Annotated in this window: 13 protein-coding genes and 1 pseudogene; 12 read left to right on the top strand and 2 right to left on the bottom strand. The window is 27.4% G+C overall.

The window, feature by feature from the left end:
• Positions 1–14: 14 nt before the first annotated feature.
• The 9 genes and pseudogenes from BUB01_RS03125 to BUB01_RS03085 all read left to right on the top strand — a co-directional run bounded on the left by BUB01_RS03125 (position 15) and on the right by BUB01_RS03085 (position 12431).
• Positions 15–617 (top strand): class I SAM-dependent methyltransferase, encoded by a 603-nt coding sequence (locus BUB01_RS03125; protein WP_072985214.1) that lies wholly within the window; start codon positions 15–17, stop codon positions 615–617.
• The gene (locus BUB01_RS03120; protein WP_072985212.1) at positions 607–1272 is read left to right on the top strand and encodes an L-2-amino-thiazoline-4-carboxylic acid hydrolase; all 666 of its coding nucleotides are present in this window, start codon (positions 607–609) and stop codon (positions 1270–1272) included. Before BUB01_RS03125 ends, BUB01_RS03120 begins: the two co-directional genes overlap by 11 nt.
• Before the next feature lie 161 nt (positions 1273–1433).
• Positions 1434–1787 carry a zinc ribbon domain-containing protein gene (locus BUB01_RS03115; protein ID WP_072985210.1) on the top strand — a complete coding sequence of 118 codons (354 nt, stop codon included), beginning with the start codon at positions 1434–1436 and terminating at the stop codon, positions 1785–1787.
• Positions 1788–2063: 276 nt separating this feature from the next.
• On the top strand, positions 2064–4025 hold the full coding sequence (locus BUB01_RS03110; protein WP_072985208.1) for a serine hydrolase domain-containing protein: 1962 nt from the start codon (positions 2064–2066) through the stop codon (positions 4023–4025).
• A gap of 72 nt (positions 4026–4097) precedes the next feature.
• On the top strand, positions 4098–4793 hold the full coding sequence (locus BUB01_RS03105) for a response regulator transcription factor (RefSeq protein WP_072985206.1): 696 nt from the start codon (positions 4098–4100) through the stop codon (positions 4791–4793).
• A complete protein-coding gene (locus BUB01_RS03100) occupies positions 4783–5877 on the top strand; it encodes a HAMP domain-containing sensor histidine kinase (protein WP_072985204.1) in 1095 nt (364 codons plus the stop codon). The genes BUB01_RS03105 and BUB01_RS03100 overlap by 11 nt, the downstream gene beginning before the upstream one ends.
• A 335-nt stretch (positions 5878–6212) precedes the next feature.
• Positions 6213–7027 (top strand): annotated as a pseudogene (locus tag BUB01_RS03095) (MBL fold metallo-hydrolase).
• A 744-nt stretch (positions 7028–7771) separates the two neighbouring features.
• Positions 7772–8818, top strand: coding sequence for a putative sugar O-methyltransferase (locus BUB01_RS03090; RefSeq protein WP_072985202.1), 1047 nt, complete (start codon positions 7772–7774; stop codon positions 8816–8818).
• Positions 8819–9353: 535 nt separating this feature from the next.
• Positions 9354–12431 carry a cyclic peptide export ABC transporter gene (locus BUB01_RS03085; protein ID WP_072985200.1) on the top strand — a complete coding sequence of 1026 codons (3078 nt, stop codon included), beginning with the start codon at positions 9354–9356 and terminating at the stop codon, positions 12429–12431.
• 120 nt (positions 12432–12551) lie between these two features.
• Here BUB01_RS03085 and BUB01_RS03080 read toward each other — a convergent pair whose 3' ends face one another.
• Complete coding sequence (locus tag BUB01_RS03080) at positions 12552–13100, bottom strand: rubrerythrin family protein (RefSeq protein WP_072985198.1); 549 nt, start codon at positions 13098–13100, stop codon at positions 12552–12554.
• Positions 13101–13701: 601 nt separating this feature from the next.
• Between BUB01_RS03080 and BUB01_RS03075 the strand changes: the two genes are divergently transcribed.
• Positions 13702–14733 (top strand): LCP family protein, encoded by a 1032-nt coding sequence (locus tag BUB01_RS03075; RefSeq protein ID WP_084108238.1) that lies wholly within the window; start codon positions 13702–13704, stop codon positions 14731–14733.
• Positions 14734–14793: 60 nt separating this feature from the next.
• Here the strand turns inward: BUB01_RS03075 and uraA are convergent, their stop codons facing one another.
• Complete coding sequence (gene uraA, locus BUB01_RS03070) at positions 14794–16101, bottom strand: uracil permease (RefSeq protein ID WP_072985196.1); 1308 nt, start codon at positions 16099–16101, stop codon at positions 14794–14796.
• A gap of 226 nt (positions 16102–16327) precedes the next feature.
• Here uraA and BUB01_RS03065 point away from each other — a divergent pair, with 226 nt between their 5' ends.
• Both BUB01_RS03065 and BUB01_RS23630 read left to right on the top strand, forming a co-directional pair.
• Positions 16328–17908: an ABC-F family ATP-binding cassette domain-containing protein gene (locus BUB01_RS03065; protein WP_072985194.1), complete on the top strand. Its 1581-nt coding sequence runs from the start codon at positions 16328–16330 to the stop codon at positions 17906–17908.
• Positions 17909–18034: 126 nt separating this feature from the next.
• Positions 18035–18716 (top strand): DNRLRE domain-containing protein (locus tag BUB01_RS23630; RefSeq protein WP_242958355.1); only part of this gene is annotated, 682 nt, incomplete at its 3' end.

Genomic DNA, 18716 nt, shown 5'->3' with positions numbered 1-18716 from the left:
GGAGTGAAAATAGTATGCTAAATTATTACTATAAAAATATATTTCCTTTTTTAATAAATAAAAATATTGGTAACAAGGAAATAATAGAATTAAGGCGAAAAGCGCTTAGTTGTGCAAAAGGTGAAATACTTGAAATTGGTATAGGAACAGGACTAAATCTTGATTTATATCCAGATAGTGTAGAACGTATTACAGCAATTGATAATTATGTTCGTATATTACCTAAGAGTAAAGTTAAAGTAGATTTTTATAATATGTCAGCTGATAATATAGCATTTAAGGAGAACACTTTTGAAACTGTAGTTAGTACATTTTGTCTATGTAGTATAACTAATTTGGAAAAGTCATTACAAGAAATTAAACGAGTTTTAAAACCAAATGGAATTTTGATTTTTTTAGAACATGGTCGGGCTGATATAAAAAGTGTACAGTTGCTACAGGAGATATCAAATCCTATTTTCAATATATTTGCAGGTGGATGCAATGTTAACAGAAATCATTTTGAGATATTGGAAAATAATAGGTTTAAGGTAGAGGGTAATATTAAGCGGGTCAATATTTTTCCAAAATCTATTACAGGGTATGTATATATGGGGGTTGCTGTAAATGAAAAATAAAATATATATGAATTTTAAGGTAGCTTTGTGGACTTCAAGAAGAACTATTATTAATGAGTATTCAAAAGAATTTTATAAAACATTTTGTAAATTATCAAAGGATAATTTGGAAAGTATAATAGATGAAGTGCCTAATATAGGTGATAGTATTTTTAATGTAAGTTATTATTTTTGCCCATCATATATTGCATGGTACAAAGCTTATTTAGAGCTTGGACTTAAAAGTGAAGATGCAAATAAAATGATATGGGAGATGAATGAAACACTTGTTAAGCCTATCCCTAAAATATTTATGAAATTAATAGTAAGGAAGTATATAGGTGACTTTATAAAAAAATCTCCAAAACATGAAACATTATCACTTAAAAATGAGGTTCATAAATTTGATTGGAAAATACGGTGTAGAAATATTAGCAAAACAACCTTTGAAATTGATATTTATGAATGTGGAATGATTAAGCTTTGCAAGAAGTTTGATGCTATGGGGCTATTTCCTATGATGTGTAGAATGGATTATCTTTTTGCACATTATATGGGTACAGGGTTTGAACGTACAAAAACTTTAGGTGATGGGGATGATTGTTGCAATTGTAAATACACACTTCCAGGGAAATGTGAATGGGCTCCAGAGAAGGGATTTGAGAATAGAAAGTAAAAGGAATAATTATTACTGTAATATTATTAATAACATTAGTTGTTTGTGGAATAATACTACAAAGTATATACAAGGAAACACAAAGTAGAAGCAATATATAGTATAAAAAAGTGCTAAGTATAACTTGATTAAAATAAAAAAGAAGAAAGAGAGATAAAAATATGAGTTTTTCATCAAGATCTTCAGGATCATCAAACAGAAATCATTATAGAAATGGGAATAATGGAAGTAAACACTATCAAAAGAAAGGGCTTTTAGGGAATTTGTTTGATATGATTGGTTCAAGAAGTTATTCAAGTAGGAATAAAAATAATTATCGAAAGCAATATAACAATACACCTATGTATAATGAACCTATAGCACCTCAAGGTACTATAAGTTGCAGTAAATGTAGAGCTCAAATACCAGCAGGTTCAAAATTTTGTTTACAATGTGGTCAAAAAGTTAGGGACATATTGTGTTGCAGAATTAACAATGGAACAAAAAGTATTTTTGGAAAAGTTGTTAGGGCTTGAACAAGTATATGAAAGTATAGAGAATATTGAAAGGGATTTTATAAAGGTTTTTAGTGATTAATCTCATAAATAATTTCTAAAGGTATAATATTCTTATCACATTTCTGTAATTGTGTAATTATAAAAGGAAGAGAGTATCTACAAATGATTTTTTATCATTAGAATAGATATTCTCTTTTTTTATATAAACTTTAATTTTTCGTAAGAAAAAAGTTAAAATTTAAAATTTGTCTTCATATAAAATGAAATTACAAAATAATTAAGGAGTTGGTGTTTATGAAGATAAAAATAAAAAGAGGTATAGCTATATTATTAAGTACTATTTTTATAATGCTAGGTATAAGTAACAATACTTTTGCTAGTGAAGTGAAAAATAATAAAGAAGAAGTTAAAAAACATTTAGATATTAATAATAGTGCTGAGTTACAACAGTTTATGGATGAATTTTTTAAGAAAAATATGAGTAAATATTCTGTTCCTGGTGTAGCAATAGCTGTTGTTAAAGATGGAAAGGAAATATTAAAAAAAGGATATGGTTATAGTGATGTAAAGAGTAAGGTGTTAGTGGATCCTGATAAAACAGTGTTTCCAGCTGGATCCGTAAGTAAATTGTTTACTGCAACAGCTATAATGCAATTACAAGAAACTGAAAAAATAGATTTAAACGAGAATATTGATAAATATATAAAACCTTATAAAGTCATAAACAATTATAAAGAACCAGTCACATGTAGTAATTTGTTAACTCATTCTAGTGGAGTTGATGAAGCTAGTGAACTTAATGGTGGTACTAATGATGAAAAGTTAATAAAATCACAGGAGTATTATTTTGATAATCATAAGCCTATTGTAGTAAGAGAGCCTAATACTGTTAGTAGATATTCCAATCAAGGTTATAATCTTCTAGGGTATGTTATAGAAAAAGCTTCTGGTATCAGTTATGAGGAATATATAAAGAAAAACATATTAGAACCTTTAAAAATGGATAATAGTTTAGTTAGATTAAAAGATAATAATGTAGTTAAGTGCTATGGGTATGGAGGAGTAGATGGGGATTATGAAGAAAGTCCTTTAAGATATCAATATACTTCTGGATCTTCTGGAGTAAATGCGACAGTTAAAGATATGGAAAATTTTATGATGGCTCACTTAAATAATGGAGAGTTTCAAGGAAAGAAAATTTTAAGTGAAAAAACATCAACAATAATGAAGAATAAGCAATTTTCAAATAATGATAGTTTACCTGGAATGGGATATGGATTCATAAGAAGCAATAGAAATGGACAAGAAATATTAAAACATGAAGGCGCATTAATAGCAGGAAGTACTACTACATTATTTCTAATGCCAAAGGAGAATTTAGGAATATATGTTGCAACAAATTCATTAAATCCACTTCCATTTAACTTTGAGGAAGCGTTTTTAAATGAATTTTATCCTAGCAAGAATGATAAGTTTAAAGAAACACATAAAAATTCATCTCAAGATTTTAGTAAATATGAAGGAACATATAGAAGTTATGATGGAATATCAAAAAGTAATATTATGAAGCTTGGTGTTTTATTTATGCCTGATATAAATATGAAAATTAAAGATAATAAAGATGGTACATTGACACTTAAAGAGTATACTCAGGCTAAGGAGGAGATTACTACAAATCTTGTGCAAATTAAAGACGGCGTATTTGCAAGAGAGGATGGTAGGGGAGATTTTACATTTAAGGTAGATGATAAAGGTAAAGTAACTTATGCATTTAATGACATAAGTGAAAATTCTTTTGAAAAGATAAGTTTTTTTGATGAAGTAAATTTTAATATAGGTATATTTGCTATAGCTATGATCATGTTTATTATAAATATAATTGGAACAATAATTTTAATTATAAAAAGAAAAATTAAAAAAATAAGGAATAAAAGTTGTAAGAGCCTTAATTTAATTAGGAGAGTAAATTTAATTATTAGTATGTTCAATATAATTGGAATGCTTGGAGCAACTATAATGGCAATGTCTATGATTAGTATTAATGACTTTACTTTTGGATATTTACTTTATATCTTTTTAGGATTTCTAATAGTAGCAACAGTTTTAAGTATAAGCGGAGGATTTATTTTAATATATATATGGGTTAAAAATAGATGTACAAAAGTAGAAAAAATATATTTTACAACATTAACTGTAATTAATTTTGTTTTTATATGGTTTATATATTATTTTAACTTTTTAGGGTTCAAAATATAAAAATAAATATTCATTATTTTAAAATATGGTATAATTCTTGAAGAAAAATGTTTAATAAAGGAGATAAGATTTATGTTTAATGTGCTTATTGTAGATGATGAAGTAGAAATAATTGAACTTATGGAAGTATACCTATTAAATGATGGTTATAATGTCTTTAAAGCTATAAATGGAGTGGATGCAATTAATATAATAAATACAGAAAAAATTCATCTTGTAATTTTAGATATAATGATGCCAGGAATAAATGGATTACAAGTTTGTATGAAGATTAGAAAAGATTATAATATTCCAATTATAATGGTTAGTGCAAAAGGTCAAGAAATGGATAAGATACAAGGATTATCAACAGGTGCTGATGATTATATGGTAAAGCCATTTAGTACAATAGAATTGCTTGCTAGAGTTAAAGCTCAAATAAGAAGATACGTATATCTTAATCAAAATAACAGTTTAATTGATAATGAAGATATTATTGAAGTAAAAGGTATTAGTATAAATAAAAGAAATCATAAAGTTCACTTATTTGGCACAGAGTTAAAATTAACACCAACAGAATATGATATATTATTACTTTTAGCTAGTAACAAAGGAAAAGTGTTTAGCGCTGAGGATATATTTAAAGAGATTTGGAAGGAAAAATATTTTGAGGGTAATAATACTGTTATGGTTCATATATGGAGATTAAGAGAAAAGTTAGAGGATAATCCTAAGGAACCTAAAATAGTAGAGACAGTATGGGGAGTGGGATACAAAATTGAAGAGTAGTAGTATTAAATACAATATACTTATAAACTTTTTTATATCTGCAATATTATCTATAATAGTAACATTATTGATGATTTTTTCAATAATTCTTGGAGTACATATCTTAATTCCAAGAATTTATATGAAATTTATTGATGCATATAATACAAGTAGTTGCTTTATGTTAAGTTTTATTATAGGAATTTTCATGCTTTTTATATTATTCATGTGTTTGATATTTATAAAGAGAATGAATAAAATTACTAATTATATAGAAGAAATATCACAGAATGTAAATAGAGTAGCTAATGGAGAGCTTGAGATAAATATACCGGTTAAAGCAAAGAATGAATTAGGAATATTAGCTTCAGATATTAATAAAATGGCATATAGTATAAAAGAACTTATGAACAAGGAGAGGCAATGGGAAAAGCAAAAGAATAACTTGATTACAAATTTATCTCATGATTTAAGGACTCCTCTTACATCAATTCTAGGTTTTTTAGAATTAATTGCAAATAAAAAATATAAAAATGATGATGAATTAAACCATTATTGTGAAGTATCACTAAGTAAGGCAAAGGAATTAAAGAGTTCAGTAGATCAACTTTTTGAGTTTACAAAAATAAGTAATGGAGATGTGAAAGTAAATAAATCTAATATATATTTGCAACAGTTAATAGAACAAGCTACTATGGGATTCATACCTGCTTTTGAAAGTAATGATATGGAATATAGAATATTTTCAAGAGATATGCATTTGATGATAAATGGAGATGCTATTTTGTTAGTCAGGGCATTTGAAAATATAATATCTAATTCTATTAAGTATGGAAGCGATGGAAGGTATTTTGATATAAATATAGAAAAAGAAAATGATATGGCTGCAGTTAGCTTCATAAATTATGGAGAAATAATAGAAGAAGAAAATTTGAAAAATTTATTCAAAAGATTATATAGGGTGGAGAAAACTTGTGATAAAAAAGAGGGAACTGGGATTGGACTTGCAATTGTAGAAGCTATAGTAGAGCTACATGGAGGAAATATAGAGGTTACAAGTTCTAAGAGAAAAACAGAGTTTAAAATAAAATTACCAATTAATTGATAAGAATTTCTATAATACAATCTATGAATCTCGTAATCAGTTATCATTTGTTCCAGTGAACTTAAAAGAAATCATTACTGTGTTTTTGAAGAATATGATAAATGAGAATAAAGCATGCTTATTAAAAAAATAAATGAAGAAATAATATAATTATAACTTTAAAATTGAGATTAAATAGTTTTGGATTTATAAATATGTTATAATCCATTAAAAGATAAATAGTAATTTTGTAGGGAAGGTGAAGTCTTGACGATATTTTTGCGTATGCATCCAAAGAATCGCTTATCCTCTGTACAACTATAAAATTAATACTGTACAGAGGAGTGTATATTAAAATGAATAGATTAAATAAACCAGTTATTACGAAAGAAACAATCAAAGCAATGGAGGATATGTCATTTTTTATTCATGCTAAGATTTTTGACGATTTGCTAATTGTTGCACAAAAACAAACAAATTGTTTTGTATTAAAGACAAGTGATGGATTGATAATAATAGACGCCATTTGGCCGGGAAAAAAGGCTTTTGAAGCAATAGTAAATGCGATTAAAGATGTAGGATGGAATCCTGATACAATAAAAAAACTGGTTTTGACGCATGGACATGTTGATCATACAGGATGTGGAAGATGGTTTGTTGAAAACTATTATGTTGATACATATCTTTCTAAAGTAGATGATATTTTTTGGAAAAAAATCCAACAAAGCCTGATAGACCGGAAACGTGGAAAGATTACAAAATTAATACTTATATTCAGGATGGTGATACCATAACATTAGGTGATAAAACAATATATGTTTACAGTACTCCTGGTCATACTCCAGGAGGCTTAAGTTATATATTTCCCGTAGAAGAAGTTGGTGAAACACATATGGCAGCATTATGGGGAGGTACGACACCACCATGGACAAAGAATGAAGTGAAACAATATCTAGATTCATTGGATTACTTTATCACTGAAGCAATTGGAAAAAAAGTAGATGTGGCTTTAAGCAATCATACAGCTGTAGATAATGGATTGGAACGTATTATGTATTCAAAAACAAGAATGAACTATATGCCCAATATTTATATTATCGGACAAGATGGATTTCAAAATTATTGTCAGGTATTTCGTACATTGAGTTATGAGATGCTAGAAAAATTATAATATTAAGTCTACAGATGCCAATTTTATGAGGAAACTGTTTGAAATCTAATAATGAAACTTTTTCTTATACTAATAAAATTAGTTAAGAAAGAGTTTTTTTATTTATAGAAAAGTATTTATGGTTATAAATTTAGCTAAATAAATATTTTGGAGGATTATAAATAAAATGATAAGCATAATAATATTTTTTAATGGTGAAATATTTATAAATATGTTACAATTTACTACAACATAAATAGTAATTTATAGGGAAAATGAATGTATAAATATGAAAATGTTTTAGGAATAATATATCGCCAAGAAGTTCATATGGGCGAGATAATTAAATTAGAGTTTGATTTTTTAAAATAAATAAAGAATAATAAATAATTTTTTCAAGAATTATAGTTAACAACTTAATAAAGTTAAATTATGAATAACCTGTATCATGTTGAATTTTGACCAACATGATGCAGGTTGTTTTTTATATATGTAAGCATTTTTTGACATTTATAAAGGGATCTTTTATAAATAAGGTTTGTTATAAAAATAAGTTTATAAAGAAAACTTATGGTATGAAAATGAAATGTTATAAATAAGATGGGAAAATATTACAAGCAGTTAATTGACATAAAATGGGAATAGATGTATTCTGATACTAGAAAGGCTAATAACCTTATAAATAAAATATAATCAAAAATTATAATAATGTTTTTAATAAATTAAAATAAATTTAAATCAAGAATAAAAGGAGGGGTAATACAAATGAAAGACATTTATTCTTTTATATCAGAATTGTGTGATAAGGAGGCATACCAATTTATAAAAAAAGATAAACTAGAACTTTTTTTACAGCGTATTCATATTGGAAGCGATGATGAAAAAAAATCAACATCTAATCTTAGTAAGGAGGATATTTTATATCTTAATTCTAACAATACAAAATTGTTAGAATTAAAGCAGGAATACAAAAATTGTAAAAATGGTATAATAGATCATTCACTTTGGAAAGAAGAATATACTGAAAAAGAAATAGATTTTCAGTCTTTTAGAGCAGATTCAGGATATATATGGCAGATTAGAGACATGAACTTTGATATTAATTATTTATTAACTTGGTATTATATAAAGTCTATTGATAAATTAAATTTATTAGATAAATTAACAGAAGATGATGCATTTTCTCCATATACTGTTAAGGTAAAGGATGATAAATTAATTACTAGAGATTTGTTAGATTCAATACTTGAAATATATTTTTTAGAAAACAATCTTGGTATTTATGATTGGGAAGAGTTAAATATATTAGATATTGGAGCTGGATATGGTCGTTTAGCTTATAGATTAAGTCAAGCATTACCTAAAGTAGGGCAAATTTTATGTGTTGATGCTGTACCAGAATCAACGTTTTTAAGTGAATTTTATATTCGCTATAGAAAAGCAGAAGAAAAAGTAAAAGTTATTCCATTACCAGAAATAGAAGAAGTATTAAAAAATAAGCAAATTGATATAGCCATAAATGTTCATAGTTTTTCTGAATGTACATTTTCTTCAGTTTCAGCATGGATTGCATTAATAAAAAAATACAAGGTTAAATACTTGATGATTATTCCGAATGCTTGTCCTGCTAGTAATGGAGGAACCAAAATATTGTCTTATGAAAAGGATGGTACTTATAGAGATTTAGAGCTTTTATTTGCAAATGAAGGTTACGAATTAATTTGTAAAGAACCTAAATTTAATATCGAATTAGCTCAAAAGTTTGGTATTTCATCAAGTTATAATTATTTATTTAAATTGTCTAATATATAATAAAGTAATTTTTTAAAATTAGATTAATTATAAGTGATAAAAATTTTTAAATTTTTATCACTTATATTTAAAAGGGGTTTACTAGCAAGTAGATTCCTTATTTTTTTATTTTTTTACAATAATTTAAATTAATTTGGAAAATAATAATTATAAAAAAAAATTCTGTATAAAATGTAAAAAAAGAAAAAATATTTGAAAAAATAAAATACAAGTAAAGCGTATAATAAGACATATTATTACAATATGGAGTGGTATAATATACTTATGGTAAAGTTTGCTAAAATATAAGTAAAAATGCATAAAGAAATATTTTGTAAGAATTTATATTGTAAAGGTTTTATATAACATATGAGATTTAAAACTATTAAATATAACATAAAAAATTAAAATAATATTTATCACATCAGAGTTTAAGGAGGTGGATATTTCAAAAAGAAGAGTTAAATAGTATTTTTAATTAAAATATAGATTTGCAAGTAGATGATAATCAAAGGTATAAAGTATAATTTAGAATGATGCAAGGAGCGATAGTATTATGAAAAAAGTAAATAAATTATTATTAGTTATGCTTAGTGTTTTTCTCATCGTAATTTTATTACCTTTGAGAGGCTATGCTTTAGATAATGTTACTGATGAAGTAAGTTACTTATCGGATAATGAGAAAAATCAAATAGAGAAAATTATAGAAAAAAATATGAATAAAGGTAAGATTCCTGGTATGTCTATAGTTATAGTTAAAGGTGATAAGTCTGTTTACCAAAAGGGGTTTGGATATTCTAATATAGAATCAAAAAAATTAGTGGATTCTAAATCCTTATTCGAAATTGGTTCTAATAGTAAAGCATTTACTGCTCTAGGAATTCTTAATTTACAAAAAGATGGATTAATTAAAATTGATGATGAAGTAACTAAATATATTCCTTGGCTAAAAGTTAAATATAAGGGAAAAGAAGTTTCAATAACTATAGAGGAGTTATTACATCATACAAGCGGGATACCTTTTAAGACAATAGATAATATACCAGTTTCTAATGATGATAATGCAATTGAGGAAACTGTTAAAACATTAATAAATACAGAATTAGATAATAATCCAGGAGAAAAGTTTCAATATGCAACAATAAATTATGATATATTAGGATTAATAATTGAAAAGGTTACAGGTATAACATATGAAAAGTATATTGAAGAAAATGTATTAAAACCAATTGGATTAAATGATACTTACTTATATAAAAATCAAAATGTTAATGAACGTATGGCACAAGGATATAAGATTGAGTTTTTAAAATCGCGTTTATATGATGCTCCAATTTATAGGGGTAATAAACCAGCAGGCTATATTATTTCTGATGCTGAAGATATGGCAAAATGGCTTAAGGCTCAGATGGGATCACTTGATAAATCTAATTTCAGTAAAGATTTAATTGAAGATTCTCATAAACCTAATCGTAAAATTGAACCTTTAGGAGATGGTTCATCATATGCTTGTGGATGGTTTGTTTATCAAAAGGGTGGAGGAGAGATTTCCCATGGGGGAAATAATCCTAATTATTCTTCTTTTATATTATTTAGACCAGAAGATAAAGTAGGAATTGCAGTACTTTCTAATACAAATTCACAATATGTATCAGCGATTGGACAAGGTATTAATGAAATGCTACAAGGTAAAGAGTATAATAAAGATATAAGAGATTTAAATAAAAGTGCAGATAATTTATGTGTTTTAGTTATATGTATTACAAGTTTAATTATTATAAGTACTTTGTATTTTGGAGTTAAAACATTAAAAGAGATATTAAAGAAAGAAAGAAAATTAAATGTAAAAAAGTTAAAAGGTATATGGAAATTTAGTTTCTCTCTGATTTTCATGCTAGGTTTAAGTTATTGTATATATTTAATACCTTATATTCTTTATAGAGGAGTGTCATGGAACTTTGTTTTTACTTGGATTCCTAAAAGTGTAAAAATATCAATTTATTTGTTATACGTAAGTGTTTGGTTAGTATATATATATTCGTTAATTACAAGTCTTTATAAAAAAAAGGATGATAAGTCTATACTAATATTATCAATATTAAGTGTTGTTAGTGGATTTGGTAATGCCCTTATAATTTTTACTATCAATATAGCTATAAACAGCGACAATGGCATGAAAATTAAGTTATTAGTGTATTTTGTACTTGGCATAATATTATATGTTTATGGTCAAAAGATTATGAGAGTGAAATTGATAGAAGTGACGAATGAAATAGTGTATTCGAAGAGAATGGAAATCGTTAAATGTTTATTAAAAGCTCCTTATAAAAAGTTTGAAGAAATAGAAAAAGGGAGAATTCAGTCAACTTTAAATAATGATACAGAAACTATAAGTAGGTTTACAAATATTTTAATTGGTGGAGTAACAAGCGCTGTTACACTTATTTGTTGTTTTATATATTTAGGTTTTGTAAATATATATGCGTTACTACTTTCCATAATAATAATAATATTAATTGCAAGTATATACTATTTAACTGGTAGATATGCAAACAGGATTGGAGAAGAGGCACGAGATCTTCAAAATGTATTTTTTAAGTTTATCAATGATTTAATTGGTGGATTTAAAGAATTAAGTCTTAATGTAAAAAGGCGAGATGAATTTGAAGAGGATTTAGAAATAAGCTGTGATAAATATAAAATTAAGAGAGGAAAGTCAGCTATAGCATTTGCAAATATGTTTGTAGTAGGCGAGTTATTATTTACACTTGCAATTGGAGCTGTAGCTTTAATTTTCCCTTTAATCTTGAAAAATTTAGAAAGTACTAGTATAGCAAGCTATGTTTTCATATTACTTTACATGACAGGTCCAGTTCATGGAATATTGAATACTATACCTAATGCTATTGAAGTGAAAATAAGCTTTAAGAGAATTAATGGTTTATTAAGTCAAATAGTACTTTCGGATGATAAAGAGTGTAATAAAGAGTGTAATAAAGAGTGTAATATTAGATTAGAGTTAAATGAAGTAGAATATATTTATGATGAAAATGATGAAAAAAGTTTTAAAGTAGGACCTATAAGTTATGAATTTAACTCAGGGGAGATAGTTTTTATTACTGGTGGAAATGGTAGTGGTAAATCGACATTAGCTAAACTATTAACTGGATTATACACACCTTCTAAAGGTTATATAGGATTAAATGGTAACAATATCAAAGAAAATATATTGAGTGAAAATTATTCTACAGTTTTTAGTGATTTTTATTTATTTGATAAGCTTTATGGAATAGATTATAATGGGAAAGAAATAGAAATAGAAAAATATTTACAAATATTACAACTTGATAGTAAAGTTCAAATAAAAAATGGGAAATTTAGTACAACAAAATTATCAACAGGTCAAAAAAAGAGACTTGCTTTACTGGTTACTTATTTAGAAGACAGGCCTATTTATTTATTTGATGAATGGGCAGCAGACCAAGATCCTGAGTTTAGATTATTTTTTTATAACACTCTTTTACCAGAACTTAAAGAACGAGGTAAGTGTGTTATAGCTGTAACACATGATGAACATTATTTTAACCTTGCAGATAAACTTATAAAAATGGATATGGGGAAATTTACTTATTGACACGAATGATTTAATTTAAAGGTATAATTTAAAACTAAAAATAAAACTCCATGTGATTTAATACTTTTATTAGCGTTATCACATGGAGTTTTTAAATGACATCATATATAAATATTATTTTTATTTAATAATGCTATCATAGTCACATTTAGGTTTAAAATAAGCCTGAGGAAATCCACAACATGGACAATCATTAGGGGCAGATATACCTTCATGAACATAACCACAGTTTAGACATACCCAATAAATTGGTTTCTTTGAATGAAATATTCCTCCATTTTTAAACCTATCAAGTAAATCAGAATAAATTTCTACATGAGATTCCTCAGTTTCTTGTAATTCTTTAAAAAAATGAGCTAGTTCATCTAAGCCTTCTGAATGAGCTATTTTTTCAAATTCTTTATACATTTTAGTGACGTCCTCTTCTCTGTTCACACTAAAATCTAAATTTTCTTCAGTGGCTTTAATATTATTTAAGTATTTTGCATATGCAGCTCTAGAATGAGCAAGTTCATTTCCAGCTAATGTTTCAAAAACCTGAGCAACCCACTGATATCCTTCTCTTTTAGCTTTTTCTGCAAACATTATATAGATGTTATTGGTTCTGGCTTCTATTGCAAATGTTTTATAAAGATTTTTCTCCGTTTCTGTTCCCTTAAAGTTTTTCATGATTATAAAACTCTCATTAAATTAATATAGTTTAGTCTATGCTATTAATCATAGATAAGTGAATCAAATAGTTTTAGTATTAAGTAAGGAGTGACTTTATATAATTTTAGGATTATTAAATTAATATATTTTACGTAATACTAACTACTATATTTAAATGAATTATATATTTGTGTTAGAAAATGTTAAGAATAATTAATTAATAAGACTTAAAATCAAGATAGGGAGAAGCTATGACAGGATTTTTCTAATTTTAAAAGGACAAAGATGTAAATTAGCATATTGGAAAATATAGAATAAAAGTTAAAACAGTATTATAGCTAAGTTATGATTTATCAAAATTATTTATAAGGGATATTAAAATGACTATAAATATGATTTGAATTTTGAATAATGTTAGAGTCTTAGTGTATAGTTTAAGAAGAAAAGAAGAGATATGCTTTTACTTATTAAGATAGATGTTTAAAAAAAGTTTACTGGATTTTTGCTTTAATATTTAAAAATATCAATGACTTTAGTTAAAATTTTTGTTAGAATAGAATGTATGGTGTTAATTCAATACTTGAAACTATTTTAAATGATTTAGGGAGGGAATAAACAAATGGAGAAGAGATCAGAGAAAAATAGAAGTAACAATAAAAATAAAAAGCCCAAAAAGAAAATGAAAAAATCAACTAAGATAATATTGCTTTCATTATTAGGAATACTAGTATTTGTAGTAGGTTTTGGAGGTTTTTATTTATGGAATATGACTAGTGGAATTAAAAAGACTGATATATCAAAATCTGATATGGAAAGTAGTATGGATAATAATGTCAAAGGAAAATATAGTGATATAATAAATATAGCATTATTTGGAGTTGACAGAAGAGCAGGAGATACTGGACGTTCGGATGCTACTATGTTTGCAACTATAGATAAAAAACATGGCAAGCTTAAGCTTACATCTATAATGAGAGATAGTTATGTAAGTATTGATGGACATGGAATGGACAAGTTAAATCATGCTTATGCTTTTGGTGGAGGAGCTTTATCTATAAAGACTATAAATCAAAATTTTGGACTTAATATAACAGATTATGTAGCTGTTGATTTTGGTGAACTTGTAAACATAATAGATGCATTAGGTGGCGTAGATATAGATGTTATGAAAAATGCAGTTTCAGAAACTAATAAGTACATAGATGATGTAGCAAAAGAAACTAAGAAAACAGGCGCTCATATTTCAGCACCAGGTATGCAACATTTAACAGGAGTTCAAGCTGTAGGATATTGTAGAATAAGATATAACGATAATGATTTTGCAAGAACAGATAGACAAAGAGATGTTTTAGTAGCTATGTTCAATAAAATAAAAACAACTAGCCCTACTAAATTACCAGGAATAATTAAAGAGTTATCACCTTATTTAGAAACAAGCTTAAGCACTACAGATATGATAGGTTTAGGAACTGATGTGTTACAAAGTGGAATAGGAAACATTCAACAACAAATCTTACCTATTGAAGGGTTAGACAATTGTAAAGGTGGAATAGCAAGCAATGGAGTGTTCTACTTTAAGTATGATAAAGATGCATTAAAGAAAAGAATGCAAAACTATATATTTGAAGATATAGATCCTAAGAATAAATAGTTAATAAAAAAATCCTTCCTACGAAATCCGTAGGAAGGATTTTTTTATTTGATCCTTATATTAAGCTTCTGTTTCGTTCATTATTCCTAGTTTATCAAATATCATGAATGCTATACTCATTATCATAGCTACTATTGTAGCAAGTCCCATTCCTTTTAACTCTATTGAGCCAAAGCTTACATGTATACCACTTAAGCCTACTATAAATATTACAGAAGTTAAGATTAGATTTCTAGATTTTGAAAAATCAACCTTTTGTTCTATGAAGGTTCTAAGACCTGATGTTGCTATCGTTCCAAATAGTAACATGCTTATGCCACCTATTACTGGAGTAGGGATACTACTTATTAGAGCTGATAGCTTACCAGAAAAACCTAGTATTATTGATATAACTCCAGCACCACAAACTACATATACACTATAAACTTTAGTTAATGCCATAACTCCTATATTTTCGCCATAAGTTGTTGTTGGTACTGAACCCAGTAATCCAGATAATATTGTAGATAAACCATCACCTAATAGAGATTTATGAAGTCCAGGTTCTTTTGTAAGATCTTCACCAACTATACTACTAGTTACAGTTAAGTGTCCTATATGTTCAGCGATTACTACAAAGCTTGCTGGAATTATAGTCATTATAGCTGTCAAGTTAAATTTTGCTATTTGGATATGAGGGATTGCGAAGAATGATGCAGAACTTACTGTATTAAAGTTTACAAGTCCAATTATATAAGCTGTTATATATCCAACTACTACTCCTATTAATATAGGAATTACTTTTAAAAATCCTTTTAATAAAACGTTGCAAAGTATTACTGTAATTAAGGTAACCATAGAAACTATAATCCATGTGGAGTTAGGTCCTTGTGGATTATTAGCTCCGCCTACTGAAAAACCTGCCATATCAGCTGCTGTTGATGCGAGTTCTAAACCTATTATAGTTACAATTGCTCCCATAGCTGCTGGTGGAAACAATTTGTTTATCCAACCTATACCAGTGAAACCTACTGTTATTGCCACTAAAGAAAATATAACTCCTGTAGCTACAAAGCCACCTTGTATGATTTGAAATGAATAACCTTCTTTAGTTAATAAGAATACTGGTGCTAAGAATGCAAAGCTTGACCCTAAATATGCAGGAATTTTTTTCTTAGTTATAAATGCATAAAGAAGAGTTCCTATACCGTTAAAAAATAATACTGTTGTTGGATCAATGTGAAATAAAATTGGAACTAAAACAGACGCTCCAAACATTGCAAATAAATGTTGGATACTTAATGGAATAGCTCTTTTTAGTGGTACCTTTTCACTTACACCTACCACTTGAGTTTCTTGAATTGAAATGTTTGTTTCTGAAATTTTCATTATTATCCCCCTTCTTAGCCTCTCTGGACTAAATTAAAAGTTTTTTATACTATACCACTTCTTTAAAAATTTTTCAATAGGAGGAATTATAAATTTGAGTAATATGTATTAATCCAAATATTATACTATGTAAATCCATTAATTTTATGATATAATAAGCAAATGTGAGTATTTTCTAAAATTTTTAGGAAAATTAAAGTTTTTTGATAAAGAGAGGAGATTTTTAATGATTACTGTAAATAATGTAAGTTTAAGATATGGTGGAAGAAAATTATTTGAAGATGTAAATTTGAAATTTACTCCAGGGAATTGCTATGGAGTTATAGGTGCAAATGGTGCTGGAAAGTCAACTTTCCTAAAGATTTTAGCAGGAGATGTAGAACCTAATACAGGTGATGTTGCAATGGCTCCAAACCTAAGAATGTCAGTTTTAAAACAAGATCATTATGCTTTTGATGAGTGTGAAGTTTTACAAACTGTTATAAGAGGAAATGCAAGACTTTATGAAATAATGCAAGAAAAAGATGCTTTATATGCTAAACCAGATTTTTCTGATGAAGATGGTATAAGAGCTTCTGAACTTGAAGGTGAATTTGCAGATATGAATGGATGGGAAGCAGAATCAGAAGCTTCATCATTACTTCAAGGCTTAGGAATAGGAACAGATCTTCACTACAAAACAGTAGGAGAACTTAATGGTGAACAAAAGGTAAAAGTACTTTTAGCTCAAGCTTTATTTGGTAAGCCAGATGTACTAATACTAGATGAGCCTACAAACCACTTAGACCTTAAAGCTATTACATGGCTTGAAAACTTCTTAAGTGATTTTGAAGGAACAGTTATAGTTGTATCCCATGATAGACATTTCTTAAACATGGTATGTACACAAATTTGTGACGTTGACTTTGGAAAAATAAAATTATATGTTGGTAACTATGATTTCTGGTATGAATCAAGCCAATTAGCACTTCAAATGGCTAAAGATCAAAATAAGAAAAAAGAAGAAAAGATTAAAGAACTTCAAGATTTCGTTGCAAGATTTAGTGCTAATGCTTCTAAATCAAAGCAAGCTACTTCAAGAAAGAAGTTATTAGATAAGATAACATTAGATGATATACAACCATCAAGCAGAAAATATCCTTTCGTTGGATTTAAGCCAGAAAGAGAAGTTGGTAATGATGTATTAGTGGTTGAAGATTTATCAAAGACTATTGATGGAGTTAAAGTTTTAGATAACATTAGCTTTAGAGTTGATAGAGAAGATAAAATTGCTTTTGTAGGAGATGAAATTTCTATAAGTACATTATTTAAAATACTTATGGGTGAGTTAGAACCAGATAGTGGTAGCTTTAAGTGGGGAGTAACTACTTCACAAGCTTATTTTCCAAAAGACAATAATGAGTTCTTTGATGGATGTGATTTAAGTCTTGTAGATTGGTTACGTCAATATTCAGAAGAAAAATCAGAAAGCTATTTAAGAGGTTTCCTTGGAAGAATGCTTTTCTCAGGAGAAGAAGCTTTAAAGAAAGCTAGTGTACTTTCAGGAGGAGAAAAAGTTCGTTGTATGTTATCAAAAATGATGCTTAGCTCAGCTAACGTACTTATTTTGGATCAACCTACAAACCACTTAGACCTTGAATCTATAACAGCAGTAAATAATGGATTAATAGACTTTAAGAGTATAATACTTTTTGCATGTCACGATCATCAATTTGCTGAGACAGTAGCAAATAGAGTTATTGAAGTTAGTCCAGAAAACTTTGTTGACAAAAAATGTACTTATGATGAGTACTTAGAAGGAAAATAGAATATACATAAAGAGAGATACCATATTTATGGGAACTCTCTTTTTTTTTATTAAGTAAATATTAGACACATTTAATAGAATCACTAATAAAATAAAGTGAGAACTTTTTTATAGAGGAGATGTAATATGGGTAGTTTTAATATTTATGCAAATTCAGATACACTTATTTCAAAGAGATTAAATAATAGCAACTTTAGTTCTTTAAACTATCTAGCTGTAGGAGAAAGAGTTAATAATAATAGCTGTATTGATAATATTGTATCATTACTAAATTTCGACTTAAGTGGGATGGTATTACAGGGAGAGCTAAAAAAGGCTGAAATTCATCTTTATGTTAATTGTGAGTCAGTAGGTATTAGAGACTCAAACCTTAGTATGAATATTTATAGAAATACTCAGGAGTATAATTACAAGACAGTAACTTGGGATACTGCACCTCAAATGGTCAATTCAGGCTATAAGGGATATGTATCAGGATGTGATGTGTATCAATATATAAGGATTGATATAACAGATTTAGTTAGAAATTGGCTTAGTGAGTATTATCCTAATTATGGTATAGCTTTGGTTGAAGATGATTGTGGCAAACTAGTATTTTTTGCGTCAAGTAGAAGTAAGTATCCTCCTTATTTAGTTATATATGAGGAGAACTGTAATATTTGTTGTAAAGGTCCAACAGGGGCAACCGGAGCAAGAGGAGCGACAGGCCCAACTGGTCCAACAGGGGCAACTGGAGCAACAGGACTAATCGGAGTAACAGGTCCAACCGGAGCAACCGGAGTAACAGGAGCAACCGGAGCGACAGGAG

Origin of the sequence: Clostridium cavendishii DSM 21758, assembly GCF_900141845.1 — a bacterium.
Taxonomy (GTDB): Bacteria; Bacillota; Clostridia; order Clostridiales; family Clostridiaceae; genus Clostridium_AG; species Clostridium_AG cavendishii.
Note: the sequence above shows the minus strand (reverse complement) of the source record. Positions and strands in the feature narration are given on the sequence as shown.

What these genes read in the sequence shown, in the direction of transcription:
- BUB01_RS03125 (WP_072985214.1), top strand. Translation starts at nt 15, where the DNA reads ATGCTAAATTATTACTATAAAAATATATTTCCTTTTTTAATAAATAAA.
- BUB01_RS03120 (WP_072985212.1), top strand. Translation starts at nt 607, where the DNA reads ATGAAAAATAAAATATATATGAATTTTAAGGTAGCTTTGTGGACTTCA.
- BUB01_RS03115 (WP_072985210.1), top strand. Translation starts at nt 1,434, where the DNA reads ATGAGTTTTTCATCAAGATCTTCAGGATCATCAAACAGAAATCATTAT.
- BUB01_RS03110 (WP_072985208.1), top strand. Translation starts at nt 2,064, where the DNA reads ATGAAGATAAAAATAAAAAGAGGTATAGCTATATTATTAAGTACTATT.
- BUB01_RS03105 (WP_072985206.1), top strand. Translation starts at nt 4,098, where the DNA reads ATGTTTAATGTGCTTATTGTAGATGATGAAGTAGAAATAATTGAACTT.
- BUB01_RS03090 (WP_072985202.1), top strand. Translation starts at nt 7,772, where the DNA reads ATGAAAGACATTTATTCTTTTATATCAGAATTGTGTGATAAGGAGGCA.
- BUB01_RS03085 (WP_072985200.1), top strand. Translation starts at nt 9,354, where the DNA reads ATGAAAAAAGTAAATAAATTATTATTAGTTATGCTTAGTGTTTTTCTC.
- BUB01_RS03080 (WP_072985198.1), bottom strand. Translation starts at nt 13,100, where the DNA reads ATGAAAAACTTTAAGGGAACAGAAACGGAGAAAAATCTTTATAAAACA.
- BUB01_RS03075 (WP_084108238.1), top strand. Translation starts at nt 13,702, where the DNA reads ATGGAGAAGAGATCAGAGAAAAATAGAAGTAACAATAAAAATAAAAAG.
- uraA (WP_072985196.1), bottom strand. Translation starts at nt 16,101, where the DNA reads ATGAAAATTTCAGAAACAAACATTTCAATTCAAGAAACTCAAGTGGTA.
- BUB01_RS03065 (WP_072985194.1), top strand. Translation starts at nt 16,328, where the DNA reads ATGATTACTGTAAATAATGTAAGTTTAAGATATGGTGGAAGAAAATTA.